This is a genomic window from Paenibacillus cookii (genome assembly GCF_018333375.1).
In the GTDB taxonomy this organism is placed as follows: domain Bacteria; phylum Bacillota; class Bacilli; order Paenibacillales; family Paenibacillaceae; genus Paenibacillus_AQ; species Paenibacillus_AQ cookii.
On sequence record NZ_BORW01000013.1, the window covers coordinates 21,770 to 45,568 of the forward strand.

Annotated in this window: 17 protein-coding genes; 15 read left to right on the plus strand and 2 right to left on the minus strand. The window is 55.5% G+C overall.

What is annotated here, in order from left to right:
- Positions 1 to 342 precede the first annotated feature (342 nt).
- Complete coding sequence (locus tag KI367_RS13765; RefSeq protein WP_212950319.1) at positions 343 to 2,622, minus strand: glycoside hydrolase family 127 protein; 2,280 nt, start codon at positions 2,620 to 2,622, stop codon at positions 343 to 345.
- 224 nt (positions 2,623 to 2,846) lie between these two features.
- On the opposite strand from KI367_RS13765, the gene KI367_RS13770 reads away from it, so the two are divergent.
- The gene (locus KI367_RS13770; RefSeq protein ID WP_212950321.1) at positions 2,847 to 3,698 is read left to right on the plus strand and encodes an AraC family transcriptional regulator; all 852 of its coding nucleotides are present in this window, start codon (positions 2,847 to 2,849) and stop codon (positions 3,696 to 3,698) included.
- A 5-nt stretch (positions 3,699 to 3,703) separates the two neighbouring features.
- Here KI367_RS13770 and KI367_RS13775 read toward each other — a convergent pair whose 3' ends face one another.
- The gene (locus KI367_RS13775) at positions 3,704 to 4,483 is read right to left on the minus strand and encodes a helix-turn-helix domain-containing protein (protein WP_212950323.1); all 780 of its coding nucleotides are present in this window, start codon (positions 4,481 to 4,483) and stop codon (positions 3,704 to 3,706) included.
- A 127-nt stretch (positions 4,484 to 4,610) separates the two neighbouring features.
- Here KI367_RS13775 and KI367_RS13780 point away from each other — a divergent pair, with 127 nt between their 5' ends.
- The 14 genes from KI367_RS13780 to KI367_RS13845 all read left to right on the plus strand — a co-directional run bounded on the left by KI367_RS13780 (position 4,611) and on the right by KI367_RS13845 (position 23,702).
- Positions 4,611 to 6,095, plus strand: a complete 1,485-nt coding sequence (locus tag KI367_RS13780; RefSeq protein WP_212950325.1) for an alpha-N-arabinofuranosidase — start codon at positions 4,611 to 4,613, stop codon at positions 6,093 to 6,095.
- Positions 6,096 to 6,108: 13 nt separating this feature from the next.
- Positions 6,109 to 6,393, plus strand: coding sequence for a DUF6171 family protein (locus tag KI367_RS13785; protein WP_212950327.1), 285 nt, complete (start codon positions 6,109 to 6,111; stop codon positions 6,391 to 6,393).
- Between the two features lie 168 nt (positions 6,394 to 6,561).
- Positions 6,562 to 7,872, plus strand: coding sequence for a phytoene desaturase family protein (locus tag KI367_RS13790; protein WP_212950329.1), 1,311 nt, complete (start codon positions 6,562 to 6,564; stop codon positions 7,870 to 7,872).
- Positions 7,841 to 8,704, plus strand: coding sequence for an RNA polymerase sigma factor SigJ (gene sigJ, locus KI367_RS13795; RefSeq protein ID WP_212950331.1), 864 nt, complete (start codon positions 7,841 to 7,843; stop codon positions 8,702 to 8,704). Before KI367_RS13790 ends, sigJ begins: the two co-directional genes overlap by 32 nt.
- Before the next feature lie 300 nt (positions 8,705 to 9,004).
- On the plus strand, positions 9,005 to 10,735 hold the full coding sequence (locus tag KI367_RS13800) for an ABC transporter ATP-binding protein (protein ID WP_212950333.1): 1,731 nt from the start codon (positions 9,005 to 9,007) through the stop codon (positions 10,733 to 10,735).
- Positions 10,736 to 11,074: 339 nt separating this feature from the next.
- Positions 11,075 to 12,622, plus strand: a complete 1,548-nt coding sequence (locus KI367_RS13805) for a response regulator transcription factor (RefSeq protein ID WP_212950335.1) — start codon at positions 11,075 to 11,077, stop codon at positions 12,620 to 12,622.
- 15 nt (positions 12,623 to 12,637) lie between these two features.
- Complete coding sequence (locus KI367_RS13810) at positions 12,638 to 14,485, plus strand: sensor histidine kinase (protein ID WP_036707967.1); 1,848 nt, start codon at positions 12,638 to 12,640, stop codon at positions 14,483 to 14,485.
- Positions 14,457 to 15,998 carry a response regulator transcription factor gene (locus KI367_RS13815; protein ID WP_212950337.1) on the plus strand — a complete coding sequence of 514 codons (1,542 nt, stop codon included), beginning with the start codon at positions 14,457 to 14,459 and terminating at the stop codon, positions 15,996 to 15,998. Before KI367_RS13810 ends, KI367_RS13815 begins: the two co-directional genes overlap by 29 nt.
- Positions 15,999 to 16,123: 125 nt before the next feature.
- On the plus strand, positions 16,124 to 17,818 hold the full coding sequence (locus KI367_RS13820; RefSeq protein ID WP_212950339.1) for an ABC transporter substrate-binding protein: 1,695 nt from the start codon (positions 16,124 to 16,126) through the stop codon (positions 17,816 to 17,818).
- Between the two features lie 84 nt (positions 17,819 to 17,902).
- Entirely contained in the window at positions 17,903 to 18,868 is a 966-nt protein-coding gene (locus tag KI367_RS13825) for an ABC transporter permease (protein WP_212950341.1), read from the plus strand.
- 2 nt (positions 18,869 to 18,870) lie between these two features.
- A complete protein-coding gene (locus KI367_RS13830; protein ID WP_212950343.1) occupies positions 18,871 to 19,830 on the plus strand; it encodes a carbohydrate ABC transporter permease in 960 nt (319 codons plus the stop codon).
- Positions 19,831 to 19,924: 94 nt separating this feature from the next.
- Positions 19,925 to 20,938: an endo-1,4-beta-xylanase gene (locus KI367_RS13835; protein ID WP_212950345.1), complete on the plus strand. Its 1,014-nt coding sequence runs from the start codon at positions 19,925 to 19,927 to the stop codon at positions 20,936 to 20,938.
- A gap of 281 nt (positions 20,939 to 21,219) precedes the next feature.
- Complete coding sequence (locus KI367_RS13840) at positions 21,220 to 22,917, plus strand: sensor histidine kinase (protein WP_212950415.1); 1,698 nt, start codon at positions 21,220 to 21,222, stop codon at positions 22,915 to 22,917.
- Positions 22,914 to 23,702, plus strand: coding sequence for a response regulator (locus tag KI367_RS13845; protein WP_212950347.1), 789 nt, complete (start codon positions 22,914 to 22,916; stop codon positions 23,700 to 23,702). Before KI367_RS13840 ends, KI367_RS13845 begins: the two co-directional genes overlap by 4 nt.
- Positions 23,703 to 23,799 lie beyond the last annotated feature (97 nt).

The window sequence follows — 23,799 nt, forward strand, 5'->3', positions numbered from 1 at the left end:
AATGTTAATTGTTTTCGACGTTTGCGGCTTCCCTCTAGGCTGATATCGCCTCCAACGAAGGAGGCTTTATAATTTATCTACGAATGGTTTAAAAGGAAGCACTTTGAGAGGAAAATATCACCAACTATATACATGATAACAAAGGAACCGGCTTGCGGGCAGATACCAATAACGTCGATTTCCTAACCAAAGGCAAGGATACCGATCCTAACAACGGCGATGGCATTGGGCAATGAGACGAATAGCAACCGCGAAAAAGCGGCTCACTCCTTAGGAGCAAGCCGCTTCTATGTGTTTACCAATCCCTGATTCGATGGAATTAAACTTGCAGCCCCGTGAAAATCAAGCCTTTAGCGTCCGGAGCACGCCGTAAATGCCGTTCATCGCGCCTTGAGGGACAAACTTGATGTTCACGGTGTCCCGGTCCGACGTCAGCCCGGCCGGCAGATCGAAGGTTTTTTCATAAAAAGCCCGCTGCGGCCGCCCCTCAAACGGCTCGGTAAACAGCAGACGCCCATCCGCCCAGATTTCCATGCTTCCGCCGTGGTGAAGCTTGCAGAACGTCACATGCAGCGCGTTTTGTTGGCCCCGCAGCACGACCATGTCATAGCTGAACCAGCCGCCGGCCTCGGCCCTTCTTCCGTTTAATCCTTCCCAGGTTCCGGCATGCGTCCGTTCACCCCGGATGCCGTGCTGGAGCTCGTACTGATCGTTTCCAACCTGCACGCCGTCGACGGTGGCCTCTTTGATCAGCTGCTCCTGCCGGCTGCGCTCCAGATGGTCCCGCAATTCCTCCGAATCCGCTTCGAGGATGCTCCAGTAGATCCCGTACCGCTCCCGGTGCTGTTTGTAATGGGGGGTGAAAAGCAAGCGTCCGTCTTCGTCCGTGTTTTGGAGCGCAAAAACGAGCTCCTCCCCTTGGCGGATCAAATGTTCGTCCAGCCGTTCAAGCCACTCCTTGGCGCCCATGCCCTGCGGAATCAAATAATCCTTGACCGGCATCCGTTTGGTCGGGATGCTGACGATGACGCCGGTCCGGGACTCGGTCATGTCCTCGGTGCCGAGAGCGGCGCTGAGCACGACGGGGCCATATTGGAAGGCGACCACATGCGGCGCGTCGGGCAGGCCGGCATAAGCGACCTGCATCGGAATCCGCACCCGGATCGTATCGTGGTCGTTCCACTCCCGGGCAATGATCGCATAACGTCCTTTGACCTCGGCCGCCGCGGTTTCCCCGTTAACGGAAATGTCCAAGCCGCCGGCGGCCCAATAAGGCACGCGGAAAGCCATCGCCGCATGGATGTGCTTGCCTCCGGTGTTTACCCGCAGCTCTGTCCGGTCGGTCTTCGGCAGCCCGGACGTTTGGATGATCCGGATTCCCTGCTCCGCCCAATCCAGCTCGGAGCTGACATATTGATTGACGAACAGGTGATTGCCGCGGCGGAAGTAGATGCTGTCGTTCAATTTCGTGAAATTTTCCATGCCGGTCCCCGTGCAGCACCAAAAATGCTCGAACGGGGAGCCGTACACCTTGAAATAGCCGGTCGCCATCGGCTGGAAATACATCGTCATGCCCGTCTCGGGGTGTTGGGACGAAAGGATGGAGTTAAGATGGTTTCTTTCGTAAAAATCGGCATATTTGACGTCCCCGGTCAGCTTGAACAGTTCGCGGGTCAATTTGAGCATATTGTAGCTGTTGCATGTTTCGCACGTAATGTCGGAGCGTTTAGCGTTCAGCACGTCCGGCTGCCCGAAATGCTCGGATTCGCTGTTGCCGCCCGTCACGTAGCTGTGGTGATGCACCACGACGTCCCAGAATTTGACGGCGGCTTCGAGATAAGCGGCTTCGCTTTCGCCCAGCGTCAGATACCGTTTCAGCGCCCCGATGAATTTCGGGATCGTCGTATTGGCATGTTTGCCCTGCAGAACGTTTTTGCCCTCGCGGATGGCCTCGAACAGCCCGATTTCGTCAAAGCTGTGGGCCGCCTCCAGATGCCTCGGGTTTCCGGTCAAGCGGTATAGGTCATACAGGCAGTCGTTCATGCCGCCGTATTCGACCTGGAGCACGGTGGCCTGCAAGTCGGGCGTCCATTTTGAAGTCCGGTCCGCAACCCAGTCGCCCAGTTTGTTCACAACGTCATAAGCCTTTTGCAGGCGGGAGGCTTCATACACCGCAATCAGCCCGGCGATGATTTTGTGCATCGTATACCAAGGAACCCAGGCGGGTTTCCTGTTCTCCACGTTGTCGAACAACACGTCGGGAAAAGCCGAGACATACCCGTCCCGACGTTGGCATTCCGCCATCTCCGACACGATATATTCAAGCCGGTCGCGAAGCTCCCGGTCTTTGTTGCAAGCATAGGCTTGGGCGCATGCGGTCAAATAGTGGCCCATCGTATGGCCGCGGATCTCCGTGTCCTCCCAACCGGGATATTTGGCCGCTTTCGGCGCAAGCCCGGCGGTTTCGCGGAAGCCTGCAAGCAGGCGGTCCGCTTCGAATCTTTTCAAATAACCGATTTCTTTTTCAAACGCGTTTACGTAATCGTCGTTTGTCAAGACCACTTGGTCGAGGGAAAAATCCAGCAACGCCTCGTTTCGGGGCAGCGTGTTCGTATTTGCCATGTTTTGCGCAGCCATCCTTTCATATTAGACTACGACAAGCTTAGTCCAAGCGGGAATTCGCCGTAAATGGCGGAAGGTTCGAATTGGTGTCAAAAGGTTCGTTCTTGGATGCGACGTTAGACGGGCGAGGAGATTTTTTCGCGGCAATCCATAGTTTATAAGGGGTGAATCTGCTATCCTGTTTTTAATGAAGTGTTAAAAAGTTTGAAAGGTGCGGGATGGATATGGACTACTATCGGTTTAAGGTGGATGTGCCGCTGACGCTGAACATGGCGGGCAAATTCGTCGCGCCGTCTTCGGAATGGATGCATATGGACCGGACGTTGATGGATTTCGAGCTGTTTGTCCAAACCCGGGGAAGCCTGTACATCGCCGCCGGCCGGGAGCGTTACGAGCTGAAGGAAGGAGATTTCCTGCTGATGCCTCCGGGGACGCGCCAATACGGGTACCAAAAGTCCGACTGCAGCTTTTATTGGCTTCACTTTACGGCGGCGGGCGGCCATGAGCGATTGAAGGACGTTGAGGAGTACGGTTACGAGCAAGGCATGATCGTCGTGCCGGCTGCGGGCGCGCTGCGCAGTCCCGACAAGCTGATCGTGCTGATGAAGCAGCTGCAGGACTCGATGCGGACTTACAGGGAACAAACGCTTGGCAGCTACATGGCTACGACGATCCTCTGCGAGTTGTTCAACCAGCTGTTTTACGTCCGGAACCAGGCCGGGCATCGGCTGAAGCAGCGGCAGCTTTACAATGACATCGTCGATTACATCAAATGGCATCGGCACGGAAACCTGAAAGTCGCCCGGCTTGCGGAGGACTTCGGATACAATGCGAAATACTTGTCCACGCTGTTCTCCGGCATCGCCGGGATTTCGCTGAAGCAATATATGCTGCAGGAAAAAATGGAGGCGGCCAAATCGCTGTTGACCGACACCAATAGAAACATTAGCGAAATCGCGGCCCAGCTCGGATATCCGGACAGCCAGCAGTTTATGAAAAGCTTCAAGAAAATCACGGGGCTGACGCCGACCGATTACCGCAACGCGTATGCCAACCGCCTGCTTTTTTACGAATAGGCAGCTCAGGAGCGTTTTTTGTAGCCGCTGGGCGTCTCTCCGACGAACTTTTTGAACTGCCGCATAAAATGGGTGTCGTTTTCGTAGCCGCACATTTTGGCAATGGCCGCGATCGAAAGGGAGCTGTTATCGAGCAAATATTTGGCATGCTCCAGCCGTCCGTTGATCATGTCGGCGGAAACCGAGCATCCGAACAGCTCTTTGTAGACATGCTGGAAATAGGATTTGCTGAGGTTGACTTTGGCGGCCAGCTGGCCGACCGAATACGCCGTTTGCGGGGAGCTGTACAGTTCGTTGCGGATTTCCAGGAGCTGACGGTAATACCTTTCGGTTTTTTCGGGCAAGGGCGGCAGCTGCTGCCAATTGCTCAGCTTCAGGAGCAGGCTGCGGAGATCCAGGTCCACGATGCCGTCCCGGAGCGGGCCGCCGAGCCGGTTCACGTGCTGCAGCTCCATGATGCTCCTGGTCAGGGAAGCCGGGAATGCCGCTTTCACCGGTTCGTCGCAGGCGAATCCGAGCTCTTCTAAAAGCGCTTCCATTTCTGCGCCCTCGCAATGGAACCAATCGTTGACGAACGGCTTTTCGACGTGGCGGTACGCGTGAGGGGTGGACGGCCGGAACAGCACATAAGAGTTTTTGGCCGCGGACAGGCGCCTGCCCCCGACGATGACCTCCGCATGGCTCCGGAAAAAAACGAAAGCGTAATTGCCCGCCCCGGCAGGACGGTCGATCCTAACCCCATCCCGATGGATGTAATTGTAACCGCAATTGATGACGCGAATCATGTCCTTTCCTCCTCACGATCAAGCACGATAGGTCAGTTAATGGGCAGTTTAATTCATTGTCCGGGGAAAATCAAGCTCCTATACTTTGAATACATCCAATTTATTGAAAAAACGGGAGGAGAACTAGATGGCCCAAAACGGCGTACTGAACGCGGACATTGCCAAAGGACAGATCAACAAAAATATTTACGGTCATTTTTCCGAGCATCTGGGCAGATGCATTTATGAAGGAATCTGGGTAGGCGAAGATTCGCCGATTCCGAACACGAACGGCATTCGAAACGACGTGGTCGAAGCGTTGAAACGGATCCGAATTCCCGTGCTTCGCTGGCCGGGCGGATGTTTTGCGGACGAATACCATTGGAAGGACGGCATCGGGAAGCGGGAAAACCGCAAGCGGATGATCAATACCCATTGGGGCGGCGTCGTGGAAAACAACCATTTCGGCACCCATGAGTTTATGGAATTATGCGCCCAGTTGGGCTGCGAGCCTTACATCAACGGAAACGTTGGAAGCGGTACCGTCCAGGAAATGGCGGAATGGGTGGAATACCTGACCTTCGGCGGGGAATCCCTGATGTCGGCGCTGCGGGCCGAAAACGGGCGCCAAGAGCCTTGGTCGGTCGCTTATTTCGGCGTCGGCAACGAAAATTGGGGCTGCGGCGGCAATATGCGTCCGGAATATTATGCGGATTTGTACCGCCGTTACCAGACGTACGTCCGGAACTACGGGGACAACCGGATTCACCGGATCGCCTGCGGCCCGAATGCCGGCGACTACAATTGGATGGACGTCTTGATGCGCGAGGCGGCCCGCTTCATGGACTCGATCACGCTGCATTATTACACGGTTCCCGGGAATTGGGCGCAAAAGGGGGCGGCTACCGGCTTTAACGAGCAGGAATGGTTCGTCACGATGGAAAAGGCGCTGCACATGGAAGAGCTGGTCGCGAGGCACAGCGCCATCATGGACAAATACGATCCCGAAAAACGCGTCGGGTTGATCGTGGACGAATGGGGCACCTGGTTCGACGTGGAGCCCGGCACGAATCCCGGGTTTTTGTACCAGCAAAACTCGCTGCGGGATGCGCTTGTCGCCGGGCTGACGCTGAACATTTTCAACAGGCATAGCGACCGGGTCCGCATGGCCAACATCGCCCAGACCGTCAACGTGCTGCAAGCCGTCATTTTGACGGAAGGCGAAAAAATGGTGCTGACGCCGACCTACCATGTCTTCGATATGTACAAGGTGCATCAGGATGCGGAGCTGCTGGACCTGAACCTGTCGTCCGGTACATACAGCGCCTTCGGCCGGGGAATTCCGGAGGTGTCGGCGTCGGCCTCCCGGGATGCGAACGGGCGCATCCATATCAGCTTGTGCAACCTGAACCATGCGTCGTCGTCGTCCGTCAGCATAGACCTTCGCGGCTTGCAGACGTCTACGCCCGCGATTTCGGGTTCGACGCTTACATCGGACGCTCTGGATGCGCATAACACGTTCGATCAGCCGGAGCGGATCGCGCCTCAGCCGTTCCATGCCTTTAAGCTCGAAGGGTCGCGCCTTGAGCTGGAGCTGCCGTCGAAATCCGTGACGGTCATCGAGCTGGCGTAGGGGCAAACGGGCGATGCAAACCGCCAAACGAGGGGCATGCAAAGGATGCGGCCCCGAATATCAGGTGAATGACGAGTATATCCAACGCGTGTTGTCCCATCCGATGTTTTCGTCCGAGCATTGCGTGCCGGAGGAGGTTTATCAACAGAGACTCGCCATCTGCCAAGCCTGCCCGAAACTTCAGGACGGCATCAGCTGCTCCGTCTGCGGCTGCATCATTCCCGTGGCGGCCAAGCTGAAGGCCCGCGGCTGCCCTTTGCCGGGCGGGGGATTGTGGGGGACGGCGGACGCGGAGTGAAGGACTGCATGATACATGGAGCAACCCTGCCGGCGAGATGAGCGATTGCACCCAAAGCCCTTGATGATCAAGGGCTTTGGGCGTTATCCGAAAAAAATATTCATTTTTGTCACGTTTCGCTCCCCTTCCCCGTCATACGGGTAACCAAACGGAAGGAGAGGATTTGGAATGAAAAAAGCGGACGTGGCGATTGTAGGCGGTGGGGTCGCGGGTTTGACGGCGGCAGTCTATGCGGCAAAAGCAGGCAAACAAACGGTGCTTATCGAAAAGCAGGAGCGGTTGGGCGGCCGGGCGATCACCAACAAGAAAAACGGAGCGTACTTCAATTTAGGCGGGCATGCGTTGTATCATGGGGACGCTTGGGAGACGTTTCGGGAGCTGGGACTACGCCTGCAAGGGAATCAGCCCTCGGTTGACGCCTACGGGATTTGGAAAGGGACCCTGAAGACGCTGCCGACGAACGCCGCATCGTTGTTGGCCACCCCGCTGGTCTCCTGGAAAGGGAAAATGGAGCTTGCCGCGTGGCTCGCGAAATTCGGCAAGCTGGATACCCGCCTTTATGACGGGATCAGCCTCCGCGAATGGATCGAAGGCCAGATCAAAGACCCGATGGTCCGGCACATTTTTTATTCCCTGCTGCGCACGGCAAGTTATGTGGTCGCTCCCGATCTGCAGGCCGCGGGTCCGGCGCTCAGACAGCTCAAAAACGCTTTGAAAGGCGTGCTCTATCTGGATCGGGGCTGGGGAGAAACCGTGGAGGAATTAAGACGATTGGCCTCCCGCTTGGGCGTTGCTTGCCTGACGGGCAGCAAAGCGGTTGCGATCGGCCATGATCAAGGCGCCGTCCGGCATGTCCTGTGCGACAACGGGACGAAAATCATCGCTGGCAGCATCATCATCGCCGCTCCGCCCGAAGAGGCGTATCGCCTGGTCCCGCAGTCCGACCGAACCGCGCTCCGTACGTGGAAGGAACAAGCGATTCCGGTTACGGCCGCCTGCCTGGACGTGGCTTTGCGGCGCCTGCCCAAACCGAAACAGCAATTCGTGTACGGCATCGATCAAACCGTCTTTTTAAGCAACCAGTCGCGCGCGGCCTGCTTAAGCGATGACGGAGCCCAGGTGATTTCGCTGATGAAGTACCAAGGAAAGGACACGGATGCCAAGCGGGATTTGCTTGAGCTTGAACAGACGCTCGACTTGGTGCAGCCGGGCTGGCGGAACGAGTTGGCGGCCAAACAATATCTTCCGAAAATGACGGTGTGCCATGATTTTATGCATATCAAGCGCAAGGAGAACCCGGGTCCGGCCGTGCCCGAAATCGCGGGATTGTACGTGGCAGGAGATTGGGCGTCGCATGGCGAACAGTTGGTCGATGCCGCGACGGCAAGCGCCAAACGGGCCGTGCGGCATATTTTGGCCCGGACGGGAACGGAGGGAATGCCTGAAGATGAGTACCGAAGCGCTGTATCGATTGTATAAAAACGAGCTGTTTTCGTTGGCTTACCGGATGCTGGGCAGCGTCATGGATGCGGAGGACATCGTGCAGGAAGCGTTTCTAGCGTACGACCAGCTGCCGGATCCCGGCGCCATCCGCAATGAGAGGGCCTTTTTGTACAAAATCGCAACCAATCGCTGCCTGGACCTGCTGCGTTCGTCGGCCAGAAAACGGGAGCTTTACGTGGGGCCCTGGCTCCCGGAACCGTTGGTCGGCCGTGCGGCCGCCGAAGAGGAGCCCTCTGCCGTCTACATGCAAAAGGAGACGATTTCCATGGCGTATCTTTTGCTTTTGCAGCAGTTGAACGCGGTTGAACGGGCTGTCTTCCTGCTGCGGGAAATTTTCCATTATTCGTATGAGGAAATCGCGGATATGGTCGGAAAAAGCGGCGCGAACTGCCGCCAGATTTACCGCCGGGCCAAAGCCGGCATCCATTTCGATCCCGAATCGGTTCCCGCGGTGCACGTGGCGGAGGAGCGGATCAAATCGTTCATAAGCTCCCTGATGCAGGGGAATACCGGCAAACTGCTGGAGCTTCTCAGCGAAAACGTCGTTTTTTATTCCGACGGCGGCGGCAAAGCAAGGGCGGCGCGCATTCCGGTCGTTGGAATGGAGCGGGTTCTGTTGTTTATCCAAAATCTGCTTGCGATGTACGAAGGGAAATCCGAGTTTTCCTTTCTTTTCGTCAATGGCATGCCGGGGGTCCGGGTCCGGGTGGCGGACGTGGGGCAATACGTTTTTTCGTTCGCGTATCGCGAAAATCGGATCGAAACGATCTACAGCATCGGCAATCCGGATAAATTAAGGCATGTGTAGCAGATCAACCGGCCGCAAGACCGAAGGCACCGCCGGCATCTTTCCGAAGATGTCCGCAGCGCCTTTTGCATTTCCCCCGCGCGCATCGCCAGGCGGTAAAAAACGAATTTAACCATCTGCTACCGGATGCCTGAGCCTTGATTTCGAATATAATGAAACCAACCACAACGTAGGGAGGAGATCGGCATGAAAAAAACGACGGTTGCAACGCTCCAAGCATATGAGGGTGGAACTGTCGCTTAACTTGTAAACGGCAACCCCCTTGCATGCGCGTCCAAAAACCGTATAAAGGGGTATCCTATGCGTTTTCCGATCAAAAAGTTTTTTTCTTATTACAAGCCTTATCGCGGGCTGTTTCTGTCCGTGCTGGCCTGTGCCTTGCTCGTCTCCGCCGTCACGCTGGCGTTTCCGCTGCTCGTGCGTTATATCACGAAACATGTGCTGGAGGAGGATTTGTCCCAAGCGCTGGGAAAGGTCTACTGGATCGGCGGGCTGATGCTTGTTTTGGCGGCCGTTCAGAACCTTGGAAGCTACTTCGTGGATTACAAGGGGCACGAGGTAGGGGCACGCATGGAAAGCGACATGCGCAGCGAGCTGTTTGCCCACATGCAGAAGCTTTCTTTCGATTTTTACGACAAAGAAAAAACGGGAAGGCTGATGTCGCGGCTCACGAACGACCTGCTGTTGATTTCCGAGCTTTACCATCACGGGCCCGAGGATTACGTCCGTTCGCTCTCCCGCTTTTTCGGAGCGCTTGCCATTTTGTTTTTTATTGATGCGCCGTTAACGCTGGTGGTGTTGTGCTTTTTCCCGATCCTCGTGTTTTTCGCCCTTTATTTCAACAAAAAGCTGAACAAGGCGTTGGCCGGAAACAAGGAGCGGATCGCGGACGTCAACGCCCAGGCGGAAGATAGTTTATCGGGCATCCGCGTCGTCCAGTCGTTTGCGGGCGAGCGGATGGAAATCGAAAAATTCGAGCGCGAGAACTCCCGGTTCCTCGAAAGCCGGAAACAAACGTACCGGGCCGAAGCGCTTTTTTACAACAGCTTCGAGATGCTGCTTCAGCTGATCACGATCACGGTCGTCATTTTCGGGAGCGCCCAAATCGTTCGCCATAAGCTGGATTTGGCGGATTTGATCACGTTTTTGCTCTATATCGGCTACATGATCGAACCCATTCAACGGATGACGCATATGAGCACGCAGCTTCAGGAAGGAGTCACCGGCTTTCAGCGTTTCATGGAAATCATGAAGTTGAAGCCAAGCATCGCCAGCAAGCCGGATGCGGCCGTGCTTGCACGCGTGAACGGGGACATCGAATTCAGGCGGGTGTCGTTCCATTACGAAGACCGCAAGACGCATGTGCTCAACGACTTGTCGCTGCGGATCCGTCCGGGGGAGTACGTTGCGCTGGTCGGTCCTTCCGGGGCGGGAAAAACGACGTTGTGCTCGCTGATCCCGCGTTTTTACGACGCCACCGCAGGCGAAGTGCGGCTGGATGGAACCGACGTTCGCGATCTCGAACTGGAATCGCTCAGGAAAAACATCGGCATCGTGCAGCAGGACGTCTATCTGTTTGCCGGTACGGTCATGGAGAACCTCCGGTACGGAAATCCGGCGGCCACGGACGAGGAGATCATCGCGGCAGCCGTCAAGGCCAATGCGCATGAGTTTATCATGGGCCTGCCGCAGGGATACCGCTCGGAGATCGGGCAGCGCGGCGTCAAGCTGTCGGGCGGACAAAAACAGCGGCTGAGCATCGCCCGCGTGTTTTTGAAAAATCCGCCGATCGTCATCATGGACGAAGCGACGAGCGCGCTCGACAACGAAAGCGAAGACATCGTCAAACGGTCGCTGGAATCGCTGGCCGAAGGCCGGACGACGATCGTGATCGCCCACCGTCTTTCCACCATCCGGGGAGCCCAGCGGATTTTGGTCCTGACGGAGGATGGCCTCGCGGAAGAGGGGACCCATGACGAACTGATCGCTCGGGGCGGCGTGTATGCCCAGTTGTACGCCAAACAATTTTGAATGATGCTGTCCTGCACCCGCCTGATCGCCAAGGCATGCAAGACAGCTTTTTTTGCATGAAAACCTAAAATATTTAAGGTAACACCTTTAGTTTTGATCGGCGTTTCGATGAAAGGTTTTTTATAATTGGAAATGGAAGCGTTTTTTATTCGAAATCGGCACCTGCGGCAGCTCCGGAAGATCGGGGCTGCCTGCGCTGCTTCGATTGGTATTTTCAGGACCCAAGCAAGTTTGGTAGCATAAGGACTAAGCGCTTTAAAGTCATGAAGGATTTGGCGAGGCCGCATCCGGATATGGAGGCTGCCCGTAAATCCGCAAAACACGGGGGAGGGAATGCGAATGATGAACGTGCTGTTGGTCGACGACGAGCCGTTGGTTCTGGAAGGGCTGCGCACGATGGTCCATTGGGGGAAGTTCGGATTTCAGGTATGCGGAGAGGCGCTGAGCGGAGCCGAAGCGTTGAACCTGATCCATCGGCTTCGCCCCGAACTCGTCGTGACGGATATTCATATGCCGGCGTTAAACGGGCTGGAGCTTGTGGAGCAATCCAAGAGGACCATGGAGCGGCCTCCGAAATTCGTCATCTTGAGCGGTTACGACGATTTTGGCTATGCCCTTTCCGCCATGAAACAAAAGGTGGCCGAATATGTGCTGAAGCCGATCGACGAGGAGGAGTTCGAAGCGATTTTGCAGCGGGTCGGGGCATCGATCCAAGCCGAGTCCGCCGCGCAGCGCACGGAAAACCGCATGCATTCATTGTTTCTGAACAATCTTCTGAACAGGCTGATCCAGGGCGAAGCGGATGAAGGTCTGGAGCAGCAGGCCGCGCGGGCGTTGCATGTGAAAACCGATGCGGAACTGCGGTGTTTGCTGGTGGAGACGGACATCGGGTCGGCGGATTTGCGGGAGCGGCTGCAGCTCCTTTTTCCCGGCGCGGTTGACCGGTCTTTTCAGGACAATGCGGGGAGGGTCGGCGTTATCGTGCCGACGGAAGAATGTTCTGCGGATCGTCTTGAGGAGATCGGGCTTGCGTTATATCGGGATTTGACCGGGAGCTTGATCCGGCCGGTCATTATCTCGTTCAGCGATCCGCTGTCCGGCGTACGCTCCATCCGCTCCCTGTATTTGCAGGCGCTGGAGGTCAGCAAATCCAAACGCTGCCAGGGCAAGGAAGGGCTGTTTTTTTACGGCTGCTGCAGAAAAACGCCGGAACAGCGCGCAGATCATGATGAAAAAATCAAGCGGCTGGCCGAATCCGTCTGCGCGGGCCTTTCGGAAGCGGTGGAGGGCCAGGTCCACGATCTGGTAGCGTCGTTTGCATCGGGATTTTCGGACATCGAATGGGCCAAAACCCGCATCGCCGATCTGGAGCTGACGCTCTGCAGGCGGATTTCGGAGATGAACGGAACCCCCGGCCCGCTGATGGCCCGGATCCGCGAGCAGCATGGCAGCCTTGGCGACATCAAGGATTACCCGGCCCTGAAAGCGTATGTAGGATGCCTTTGCGCGGAAGCCGGCGCCCTTCTTTTGCTTCTTGCCAAACAAAACGAAAACAATACGATTTTCCATGTCATCCAATACGTGGACCGGGAATTTCACGCCAAGCTGCAGCTGCAGGATTTATCCCGGCAGTTCCACATGAACGCGACGTATTTGGGGCAATTGTTCAAAAAAACGACGGGCAAAACCTTTAACGAATACGTGAACGAAAAAAGGATCGAAGAGGCGAAAAAACTGCTGAAACGGACGCAGGCCAAAATTTCAGACGTGGCGTTGAAGGTCGGGTATCCGAACACGGATTATTTTATCAGCAAGTTTAAAAGCTACACGGGAATGCTGCCTTCGGTTTACAAGGGACAATGGGAAAACCGCCAGGCGGATCAATAGCGGGATGGTGCAGGCATGTTAGGGAAAAAAATCAGGTTCCGAAAAATCGTGAACGATATTCCGATCAACCTCAAGTTTATTTTGATCTATTTGCTCGGCGTTTTGCTGCCGATCGCCGTCATTCATCTCGTTTTTATGGACCGGATGTCCGAGCTGATCAAGCAGCGGGAGGAGCAGAACCTCGAAGTGTCGCTCGAGCGGGCCCGGAAGGACATCCACGATTTCGTGGACGGGGGCGTGGCCGTCAGCCATGCCTTAAACACGGACAAAGCGCTTTACGAGATACTGGACCGGACATACGCCAATCCGCTCGATTTTTACGAAACGTTCGACGAGCAGCTTCGCAACCGGGTCAGCAGCTACATTCCGGTCAACAACCAAATCCTGCGGATCGGCATATACACGGATAATCCGACGATCGTGCAAGGAGGAAATTATCAAATCATCGATCAGCAGGTCAAAAACAGCGAATGGTACAAGCTGTGGGAGCGTTCGAAGGATTCGGTCCTGGTTGCGGCCTACCGGGAAGCCGAGGCGAGCAACTCCTCCGTGATCGCCCCTTATCTGAGCGTGATCGAGCGGATGGATTATTACGACTATTACGACCGGTTCGAAAAGCTGTTGCGCATCGATATCGACCTGCGGAAAATTTATGACGTGATCATCCGCGAACGGGATTATTTGAACCTGTATCTGGTCAACGAAAACGACGAAATCATCATGTCGGCGGACAGCGGCTACCAAAATGCGGTCAGCGGCGCTTACCCCGTCTTCGACCTGTCGGACAGCGAAAAAAACAAGGACGTCCATGTCGTTTCGATCGGCACGGCCAAATACGTCAAGGGCTGGAAGCTGATCGGCATTACGCGGGGAACGCGGGTGAGCCAGGCGATGCGCGACATGCAGTGGTCCGTCGGGCTTCTGGCGGCCGTCATTACGCTGTTTACGTCCGTCTTCATCTACATCATGCTGCGCTCTTACAATTACCGCGTCAAAAGGTTGTCCCGGCATATGCATAAAGTGACGAACGAAAAGTTCGAGCTGATCCGCATGGACGAAGGCCAGGACGAGATCGGGGAACTGATCCGCAATTTCAACATGATGACGTCGCGCATCAATTCGTTGATCAACAACGTGTACAAGCTTGAAATTCAAAAGAAAAGCCTGGAGATGGAACAGGTGAGGGCCGAGCTGAATGTTCTCCAAAGCCAGATGAATCCCCATTTCCTGTTCAACACGCTGAACGCCATTCTTGTCGTATGCACCAAACACGAATATTCCGAGGTGACGGACATCATCAAAAGCTTGTCCAAGCTGCTCCGCAGGCTGCTCAGCTGGAAGGAGGATCTGGTGACGCTGGAGGAAGAAATCCGGTTCACGGAAATGTACCTCAAAATCGAAAAGTTTAGATTTAGGGATAAATTCGAATACCGCTTTGATGTCGACGAACGGGTTTTGAACTACAAAATTCCCAAAATGAGCATCCAGCCGCTGGTGGAAAACGCCTGCAAGCACGGCATTCAGGCCGTGGACGGGCAGGGGCTGATCACGGTCGGGGCCGCGATAGAAGGGGACCGGCTGCACGTATCCGTGTCCGACAACGGCAAAGGCATGTCCGCGGAAAAGCGGAACGACATCATGAAAGCCATCCAAATCGAAAACGTTTCAGGCAACAGCATCGGCATCCGCAACGTTTACCGGCGGCTGGAGCTGTATTACGACGATTTGGTTCGCTTCGATATTCAAAGCCGGTTGGACGAAGGAACGGAGGTTTTATTCGATATTCCCATGAAACTGTTGAATCAACGAGACGAACTTGCCGGGGGGAACGAACATGCGTTACAAAGTGCTGTTGATCGATGACGAGCCCGGAGCTTTGGAGGGCATGATGCTGTGGATCGATTGGGAGCGGCTTGGCTTCGAGATTTGCGGAACCTCCGGCAACGGGGCCGACGGTTTGAGCAAAATCAAAGAGCTGAAGCCCGATTTGGTCGTGACCGACATCCATATGCCGCTCATGGACGGACTGGAGATGATCGGCGCATGGCAAAAGGACGGGGACCGCAGCGTGATGTTCGTAATCGTCAGCGGGTACAGCGAGTTCGAATATGCCCGCCGGGCGATGCGGTACGGGATCAACCATTTTTTGCTGAAGCCGATCGAAGAGGAGGTGGCCGAAAAGGAACTGGAGACCGTATACCGCGAACTTTGCAGGGAACATGAAAAACGGAGCATCAACCTCATTGCCGCACATGAAAAAACGGTATGCCTGCTTAAAAAAGCGGCGATGGACGAACCGCTGTCCGAAGGCGATCTGGATGCGCTCCAACGTCTGTCCGCCGCGAAGGCCGCGTGGAATTTCTGCCTGGTGCAATGCGACCCGCCGGCTTATGCCCGGATGCGCGAAACCGCTGCGGCCCTGCTGCGGGAGCGGGAAGCGATGTACCTGATCGACATCGATACGCACAGCTTCGGGATCGTGTACGGTTATGCGCCGTTCCGGGGGGCGGAGGATGAAGCGTTCCGGATTCTCGAACGCCTGTCGGAGGCCTGCGCTTCATCCCGGGTGTTTATGGCGACAGGCATGGAGACAGGTACGCTGATGGAGCTGGGGCGGTGCTGCAAGACGGCCAAGGAGGCCGTTCTTTTCAATTTCTACGATACCGCTTACGGCCGGATCCGCACGTACGATTCGGTGAAGGACCAAACCTTCCGGTACCATTACGACCAGGTGCGCCTCATCGACCGGATGACGGGGGCCCTGAACGTTCTGGATGCGCCCGGTTTCGCCGAAGCGGTGGCGTCGGCCGGGCAAAGTTTCCGCAACGAGTGGGTCGAACCCGAAATCGTCAAAAAGTTCGTCATTCATCTGATGTATCAAATGATGGACTATTGGAAGGAGCTTGGAACGGAGCAGTCCGAAAGTCTCCTGGAAGCCTGCCGTCCGCTGCCGTTCGGAATGTCGGACGCCGTCATTCACCACGACGATCTGATGGACAGCCTGCTTGCTTGCGGCCGCGGCACGATCGAACTTCTCGCCCGCGAACAGGCGCAGAAGTCGCAGGGCATTATCCAGGAGATCAATGAATACATCCGCGCCCATTTTCGCGAGCCTTTGACGATCCGCAAGCTGTCCGAAGTATTTTTTCTGCATCCGGTGTATTTGGGGCAGCTTTTGATTCGGAAGAACGGAATCGGCTTCAACGAGCTGATCCATGATTTGCGGATCGAAGAAGCCGCGGCGCTCCTGAAGCAGGGCAAGCTGAAAAACAGCGAAATCGCCGAAAGCGTCGGTTATGCCAACTACGGGCAATTTTTGAAGCACTTCGAAAAAAGAATGGGCATGAGCCCCAACGAATTCAAAACCAAAACCTAAACTTTTTGGGGGTAATGCTTTAATTGCGATATAGTTCGGTTTTGAAAGCGATTTTACAATAAGAGTAAGTTACTTGTAAGGGCTTCCAATCCCTGAAGTAACAAATTTTAGCGGAGGTGCTATACATGGGGGGCAAGTCAAAATCAGTGATCCGGCTCGGCATGATTATGCTGCTGTCGTTCAGCTTCATTCTGGCGGGATGCGGAGGAAGCGACAAGACGGCGACATCCGGAGACGCCAAGGCCGGAAACGAGGCATCGGGAGGCAGCGGCGAGGGGAAACCCGAACCGTTTGAAATTACGGCGTTCATCGGCGAAGCCGGCCAGCAGCCGACGCCGGACAACAAAATTTACAAAAAGATTAAGGACGAGCTGGGCGTAACCTTCAAATTCGAATTTCTGGCCGGCGACCTTAATCAGAAGCTTGGCGTCATGATCGCCGGCTCCGACTATCCGGACATCATGACGGGCAATACGAAATTGACGGCGGCAGGCGCATACATTCCGCTGGAAGACCTCATCGAAGAACATGCTCCGAATTTGAAAAAACATTACGAGAAGTACTGGAACATGATGAAGGATCCGAACGACGGGCACATTTACATTTTGCCCAACTACGGGGCCTACAACGGGGAAGTGAGCTCGACATGGTATTCCGGGCCGGCGTTCTGGATTCAGAAGGCGGTGCTTGAGGAAGCCGGATATCCGAAGGTCAAAACGCTGGACGAATATTTCGACCTGATCGCCAAGTATAAGGAAAAACATCCGAACATCGACGGCAAGCCGACGATCGGATTCGAAATTTTGAACTACGACTGGAAAAACTGGGGCTTGTTCAACCCGCCGCAGCATTTGATCGGCCATCCGAACGACGGCAGCGTGGTCGTCAACGACGGCAAGGCGGAAATTTTTGCCGACAAGGACTATGCGAAACGTTACTATCAAAAGCTGAACGAAATTAACGCCAAAGGGCTGATCGACAAAGAAACGTTCACGCAGAACTTCGATCAGTACCTCGCCAAAATTTCCAGCGGAACGGTACTGGGCATGTTCGACCAGCATTGGAATTTCCAAAACGCCGAAAACGCCCTGATCACGCAGAAAAAACATGAAAGAACGTACGTAGGGCTTCCGCTCGTGTATGACGAAGGCACCAGGGATTATTATTTGGACCGCCCGGCGCTGAACCTGAACAACGGCTTCGGCATCAGCGTGAACGCCAAGGATCCGGTGAAAATAATCAAGCTGTGGGACCGCCTGATCCAGGAAGATTGGCAGAAGATCCTCTCCTGGGGAATCGAAGGCGAGGACTACATCGTGAACGAGAAAGGCCGTTTCATGAAAACGCAGGAGCAGCGCGACAAATTTACGGACGCCACTTGGAAGCTGGCGAACAAAGCGGACACGCTGTACAGCTTCAGCCCGAAAATGCAAGGTTTCTTCAGTGACGGCAACGCGACGGATGGCGCGGCGCAGCCGGAAGAGTACCAGGCAGGCCTCGAAGAATACGACAAAAAGTTCCTGAAGGCCTACGGCTTCAACAGCTATGTCGATTTCTTCAGCCCGGCGCCGGAGAATCCGATCTATTATCCGGCATGGAGCGTCGATCTGGTGGAAGGTTCCGAAGCCAAAATCGTCAATACGAAGCAAAACGACTTGTCGACCAAATTTTTGCCGAAAGCGATCTTGGCAAACCCGTCCGATTTTGACAGCGTATGGACGGAATATACGAACGAGATCCACAAGCTGAACATTAAAGCTTACGAGGATCGGATCAACGAAGTTCTTCAATGGCGGATCGAGAACTGGTCGGTGAAGTAAGGCATCAGAAGCTAGCTGGAGGCGGGAGGCGCCAATGCGGCCTTCCGCTTTCTTAAATCCAAGGCTCGGTGGGGAGAAAAAATGATGGAAGAGACCTTAACGAAAAAGCCCGTCGTCCGCAAACCGAAAAAAGGGAAAAGGCAGCCGATGACCTGGTCCTTGATCAAAAACCAGCGGCAGTTGATCTGGATGTCGGTCCCTTTGCTGGCGTATATCATCTTGTTTTCTTACGTGCCGATCTGGGGCTGGACGATGGCATTCCAGGATTACAAGCCGGCCCTCGATTTTGCGGATCAAAAATGGGTAGGATTCAAGCATTTCAAGTTTTTGTTTCTGGACGACAATTTTTTGCGCGTACTTCGCAATACGCTCGCCATGAGCGTCATCAATCTGGTATTGGGGTTTGTGACGGCGATTGTTTTGGCGCTTTTGCTGAACGAAATTAAAAAAGTATTCTGGAAACGGACGGTACAGACCATTTCCTATTTGCCGCATTTCCTGTCCTGGGTCATCGTTACCGGCATCGTGGCGACAACCTTGGCTTCGGACGGCATCGTCAACGACGTTTTGATGAAGCTGCATTTGATTAAGGAGCCGATCCTGTGGCTCAGCGAAGGCCATTATTTTTGGGGCGTCGTCGGCGCTTCCCACGTCTGGAAGGAAGTCGGCTGGAACACGATCATTTATTTGGCCGCCATGTCTTCCATCGATCCGGCGCTGTACGAAGCCGCCGAAATCGACGGGGCCAGCCGTTACAAGAAAATGTTCCACGTCACGCTTCCGGGCATCAAGCCGACCATCGTCATTTTGTTGATCATGTCGATCGGCCACATCTTGGAAGCGGGATTTGAGGTGCAGTATCTGCTCGGCAACGGGCTTGTCGTGGATTGGGCGGAAACGATCGACATCTTTGTGCTGAAGTACGGGATAGCGCAAGGCAACTATTCGTTAGCGACGGCCGGCGGCATATTCAAAACCGTCGTCAGCGTCACGATGCTGCTGATCGCCAACTGGATTGCCAAACGACTAGGGGAAGAGAGGCTGTTATAGACATGGGAAACCAAACCATCACCCCGGGGCCGGTGCCGGCTGCTGCGACGTATAAACGGAGCGGGAAAAGCCGGATCGAGCCGACTCTTTTTCATACGTTCAACACAGTGTTCATGATCTTGCTGGTCGTGGTCACGCTGTATCCCTTCCTGAACACGATCGTCGTGTCGTTTAATGCCGGCAACGATACGATTCGGGGCGGACTTTACTTGTGGCCGCGGCAGTTTACGCTGCAAAACTACAAGGCCGTGTTTGCGTCGGGAACGATCTACGACGCTTTCCTGATTTCCGTGGCGAGGACGGTGCTTTCCACCGTGCTGAACATCTTTTTGACGACGATGCTCGCCTACACGCTCAGCCGGCGGGAGTACGTATTCCGCAAGCCGATCACGCTTATATTCGTGCTGACGATGTATTTTAACGCCGGTTTGATTCCGGGATACTTCCTGATGAAAGATTTGCATCTGATCAATACGTTTTGGGTCTACGTCCTTCCGTCGATGATCAGCGCGTTTAATATGATCGTGATCCGCACGTATATCGGCACGATCCCCGAAAGCCTGGTGGAGTCGGCAAAAATCGACGGAGCGGGGGAGTTCAAAATTTTTTGGCGGATCATTTTTCCGCTGTGCAAACCCGTGCTCGCCACCATCGCGCTGTTTGTCGCCGTAGGGGCGTGGAACTCCTGGTTTGACGCCTTCCTGTTCACCTCGTCGCGGCAGGAGCTCAGCACGCTGCAATACGAGCTGATGAAGCTGCTGTCATCCAGCATGAACGCCAACAGCAACCCGGCCGTGGCCAACGGGGCCGGCATGACGCAGGATGCGGCCGTTTCGATGGTAACCCCGTTGTCGATCCGGGCAGCGGTTACGATCGTGGCTTCCGTGCCGATCTTGCTCGTCTATCCGTTTATGCAAAAATATTTTGTCGTCGGCCTGAACGTGGGAAGCGTAAAAGAATAAGCGGTATGCGAAAGGTGTACCTTAGCCCGGGAGGACGGTGCTTCCCGAAGATCCGAATCCATCGTTTTACGGAAAGCAGAAGGGGGAGAGGTTCATGAATCAATCAAAGACGGCCGAGGCAGCGTTAAAAGACGTGTTTGCGGACGATTTCAAGATCGGGGCGGCGGTCAGCTCCGGGACAATTCAAACGCAAGAGGAACTTTTGGAGCGGCATTTTAACAGCGTGACGGCGGAAAACGAGATGAAGTTCGAGAATATTCATCCGGCGGAGGACGTCTACGCGTTTGACGAGTCCGATGCCATCGTCGATTTTGCGCGCCGGCACGGCATGGCTGTGCGGGGACATACGCTGGTGTGGCATAACCAAACCGGAGACTGGCTGTTTCAGGACGGGGACGGACGCCCCGCCGGCAAGGAGGTTCTGCTGGAGCGGCTTCGCTCCCATATCGAAACCGTTGTCGGACGGTACAAAGGCGAGATTTATGCCTGGGACGTCGTCAATGAAGCGGTCGCCGACGAGGGCGGCGAACTGCTCCGGCCGTCGAAATGGCTGGATATCGCAGGTCCAGGCTTTATCTCCAAAGCGTTTGAATTCGCGCATGAAGCAGATCCAAACGCCCGGTTGTTCTACAACGACTATAATGAATCCCATCCGCATAAACGCGACAAAATCTACGCCTTGGTCAAGTCGCTGCTCGAACAGGGCGTTCCGATCCACGGCATCGGCCTGCAGGCGCACTGGAACATTTTCGATCCGTCGCTTGACGATATCCGCGCGGCAATCGAAAAATACGCCTCCCTGGGGCTGGAGCTTCAGCTGACGGAGCTGGACGTGTCGGTTTTCCGGTTTGACGACCGGCGGACGGATCTGGCGGAGCCCGAGCCCGGCATGCTGGAACGGCAGGCCGAGGTGTACGAAGCGGTGTTCCGGCTGCTGAAGGAATACCGCGGGACGGTCAGCGCCGTCACGTTCTGGGGAGCCGCGGACGATTATACGTGGCTGGACGATTTTCCGGTGCGCGGCCGTAAAAACTGGCCGTTCCTGTTCGACGAGCGGCACCGGCCGAAACCGGCCTATGACCGCGTGGCCCGGCTTGCGGGAAAATAAATTTCCGGGAGTTCGAACGAAAGAACGGGTCTGAAGCCAAGGCGGAAAGAGGAAAAAGCCCGATAGAATGGAAAAAAAGGTTGGCCGAAGCGCTCTGAAGAAGGGCGCTTTTTCCGTTGCTCCCGGATGCCGTGCCATGCGGAAGGCGCGACGCTCTCGTCAGCCGGCGCGTTTTTGGTGTACAATGCAGGCAGACATGGGGAGCTTCAAGGGGGAGAAGTGAGTTGTTGATACATTTGGGAAAAAGGAACACGCTGCGCAACCAAATCTTTCTTGGATTCATGCTGGTCATGTGTATCATTTTGGCGCTTGTCGGTTTTTTTATGTTCGACCGGGTGTCGGTGCTGCTCCGCAACAACGCCCAGAAGCATATTCAGCAGACGGCGGTGCAGGCTGCCGGACAGCTGGACGCGCTGCTGCAGCAGATCGACATGCTGTCGACGCAGGTGGCGACGGATGCGACGATTCAATCGCTGCTGGGCCGGGAGGTGCGGGGGGAGCGGGTCAGCTTCGCCATGCGCCAGTCGCTGCAACAAGAGGTGCGAAAATACGAAGCTTACACGACCGGAATCCGTTCGCTGGAGCTGTATACGACCGATTACCGGAGCCTGGTGCCCCTGTACGACCTCGAGCTTACCGACCGCGTGTCCGCCGCCTGGATCCAAAGGGTGGACCAAAACGGGGGCAAGCTGGTCTGGCTCGGCCTGGATCCGCTCGATCCGGACACGGTCGTCGCGATCCGGCAGGTCAGGCTGATGGACGAATCTTTTGCCCACGGCGGTTACGTGCTCGTCCGGATCGACAAAAGCTATTTTGCGCTCTCCGACATCCATTCCGCGACCGAAACGCAGGAGACGATGGGGTTGTTCGATGAAGCGGGCAGAAAAATATTTTCCAGCTTCGGTCCGGCGATCCTTTCCCGGCAGGTGCTTCACCGCGACGGGGAGACGATCGGGCTGGGCGGCGAAGCGTACATCGCCGTCGAACGCCAGTCCAAAAAAACCGGCTGGGATCTTGTCATTTTGACGCCGGTGAATTATACGACCGAGGGCATTTCGGTGCTGCGGACGGTCATTATCGTGTCCGGCCTCGCCGGGGCGCTGCTTTTCCTGGTCTTGAGCTTCATGCTGTCCACGATGATCACCCGGCCGATCTTGAACCTGATCAAAGCGATGCGCGGCTCCAGGTTCGGCAATTTGAAGCGCAATACGATCGAGTCCTCCACGATGGAACTCCAGGAGCTGAACAACACGTACAACCAGATGGTGGATTCGCTCAACGAGCTGATCGAGGTCGTATACCAGAAGGAGATCATCCAGAGCCGGACGGAATTGAAAGCGCTGCAGGCGCAAATCAACCCCCATTTTCTGTTCAACACGTTGGAAGCGTTCTATTGGGCGTTGGAGGATCAGGGGGAGGAAGAGCTGGCGCAAATCGTCGTGGCCATGTCCGGCCTGTTCCGGTACGTCATTAACCGGTCCGACGACGAAGAGTGGGTAACGATCGGGGACGAACTGGATCATGCGGCCAGGTATTTGACGATCATGAAAATGCGCATGCTGGACCGTCTTGCCTGGCGGATCGACGCCGATGAAGCTTGCCGCATGGTTCCGCTGCCGAAGCTGCTCATCCAGCCGCTCGTCGAAAACGCCATTTTGCACGGCGTCGAGCAGCGTACCGGTCCGGGCATGGTCGTGCTGGAGGTACGGCCTTCCGAACGCGAGGGATATACGCGCATTACGGTGACGGACGACGGCCCGGGAATGTCCGCCGACAAAATATCCTCGATCCACGAAGCGATGCGGGAAGGTTACATGAGCTCCTCCAAAGGGAAGGGCGTCGGCATCGTCAACGTGGAGCGGCGGCTTCGGCTGTATTACATGGACAAAGCGGAAGGGCTTTCGATTCGCAGCGAGGAAGGGAAAGGCACGACGGTTTCTTTGGAAATACCTGATGACGGAAAGGGGAGATCCCAATGAAAAATATTCTTGTCGTGGACGACGAACCGCGGACGAGGGAAGGCATCCGCAAAACGTTGGAGATGTGGTCCTCGGGACGTTACCGGATCGAAATCGCCTCAAGCGGCGGGGAAGCGCTGACATGGCTGGAGAACCATGACGCGAGCCTGCTCGTGACCGATATCCGCATGCCGGAAATCAACGGGCTTGAACTCGTGGAGCGGATCGCCGGCATGCCTCATCCTCCGGTAGTCATTATCATTTCGGGCCATTCCGATTTCGAATACGCGCGCACCGCGCTGAAATTCGGGGTCGTCGATTATTTGCTGAAGCCGCTGGACAAAACCAAGCTCGTCCAGGCGGTGGAAACGGCGCTGCAGCGGGAGCAGTGGAACGGCCGGATCGAACGGATGCGGAAGCTGGTGGACCCCAAGCTGCTCGAAACGGTTCAGGATGAAAAGGTCTACAGCCCCCAGGTCCAAAAGGCGCTCCAGTACATCGACGAGCATCTGGGGGAATCGGTCTCGCTGCGCGAAACCGCCGAACATCTGCATATGAATGCGAGCTATTTCAGCGTTCATTTCAAGGAGCAGACGGGGCTTACGTTCAGCGATTACGTCACCAGGCGGAGAGTACAGCGGGCGAAGGAACTGCTGACCGGCACAAGGCTGTCCATCGCCGAAATCGCGGAGCAGGCCGGTTACCAGACGCCCAAATATTTCGTGAAGGTGTTCCGTTCCCTGGAAGGGGTAAGTCCGGGGCAGTACAGGCAGCAGTGGCTGGACGAGGATGCGAAGATCCAATAAAAGTGGTATGAGTCCCAATCTCTCTGACCTTACGGCCCGGGCGGCGCGCTGATACACTTTAGGTAAGCGGTTGCAACCCGTCTACAGATAACGAAAA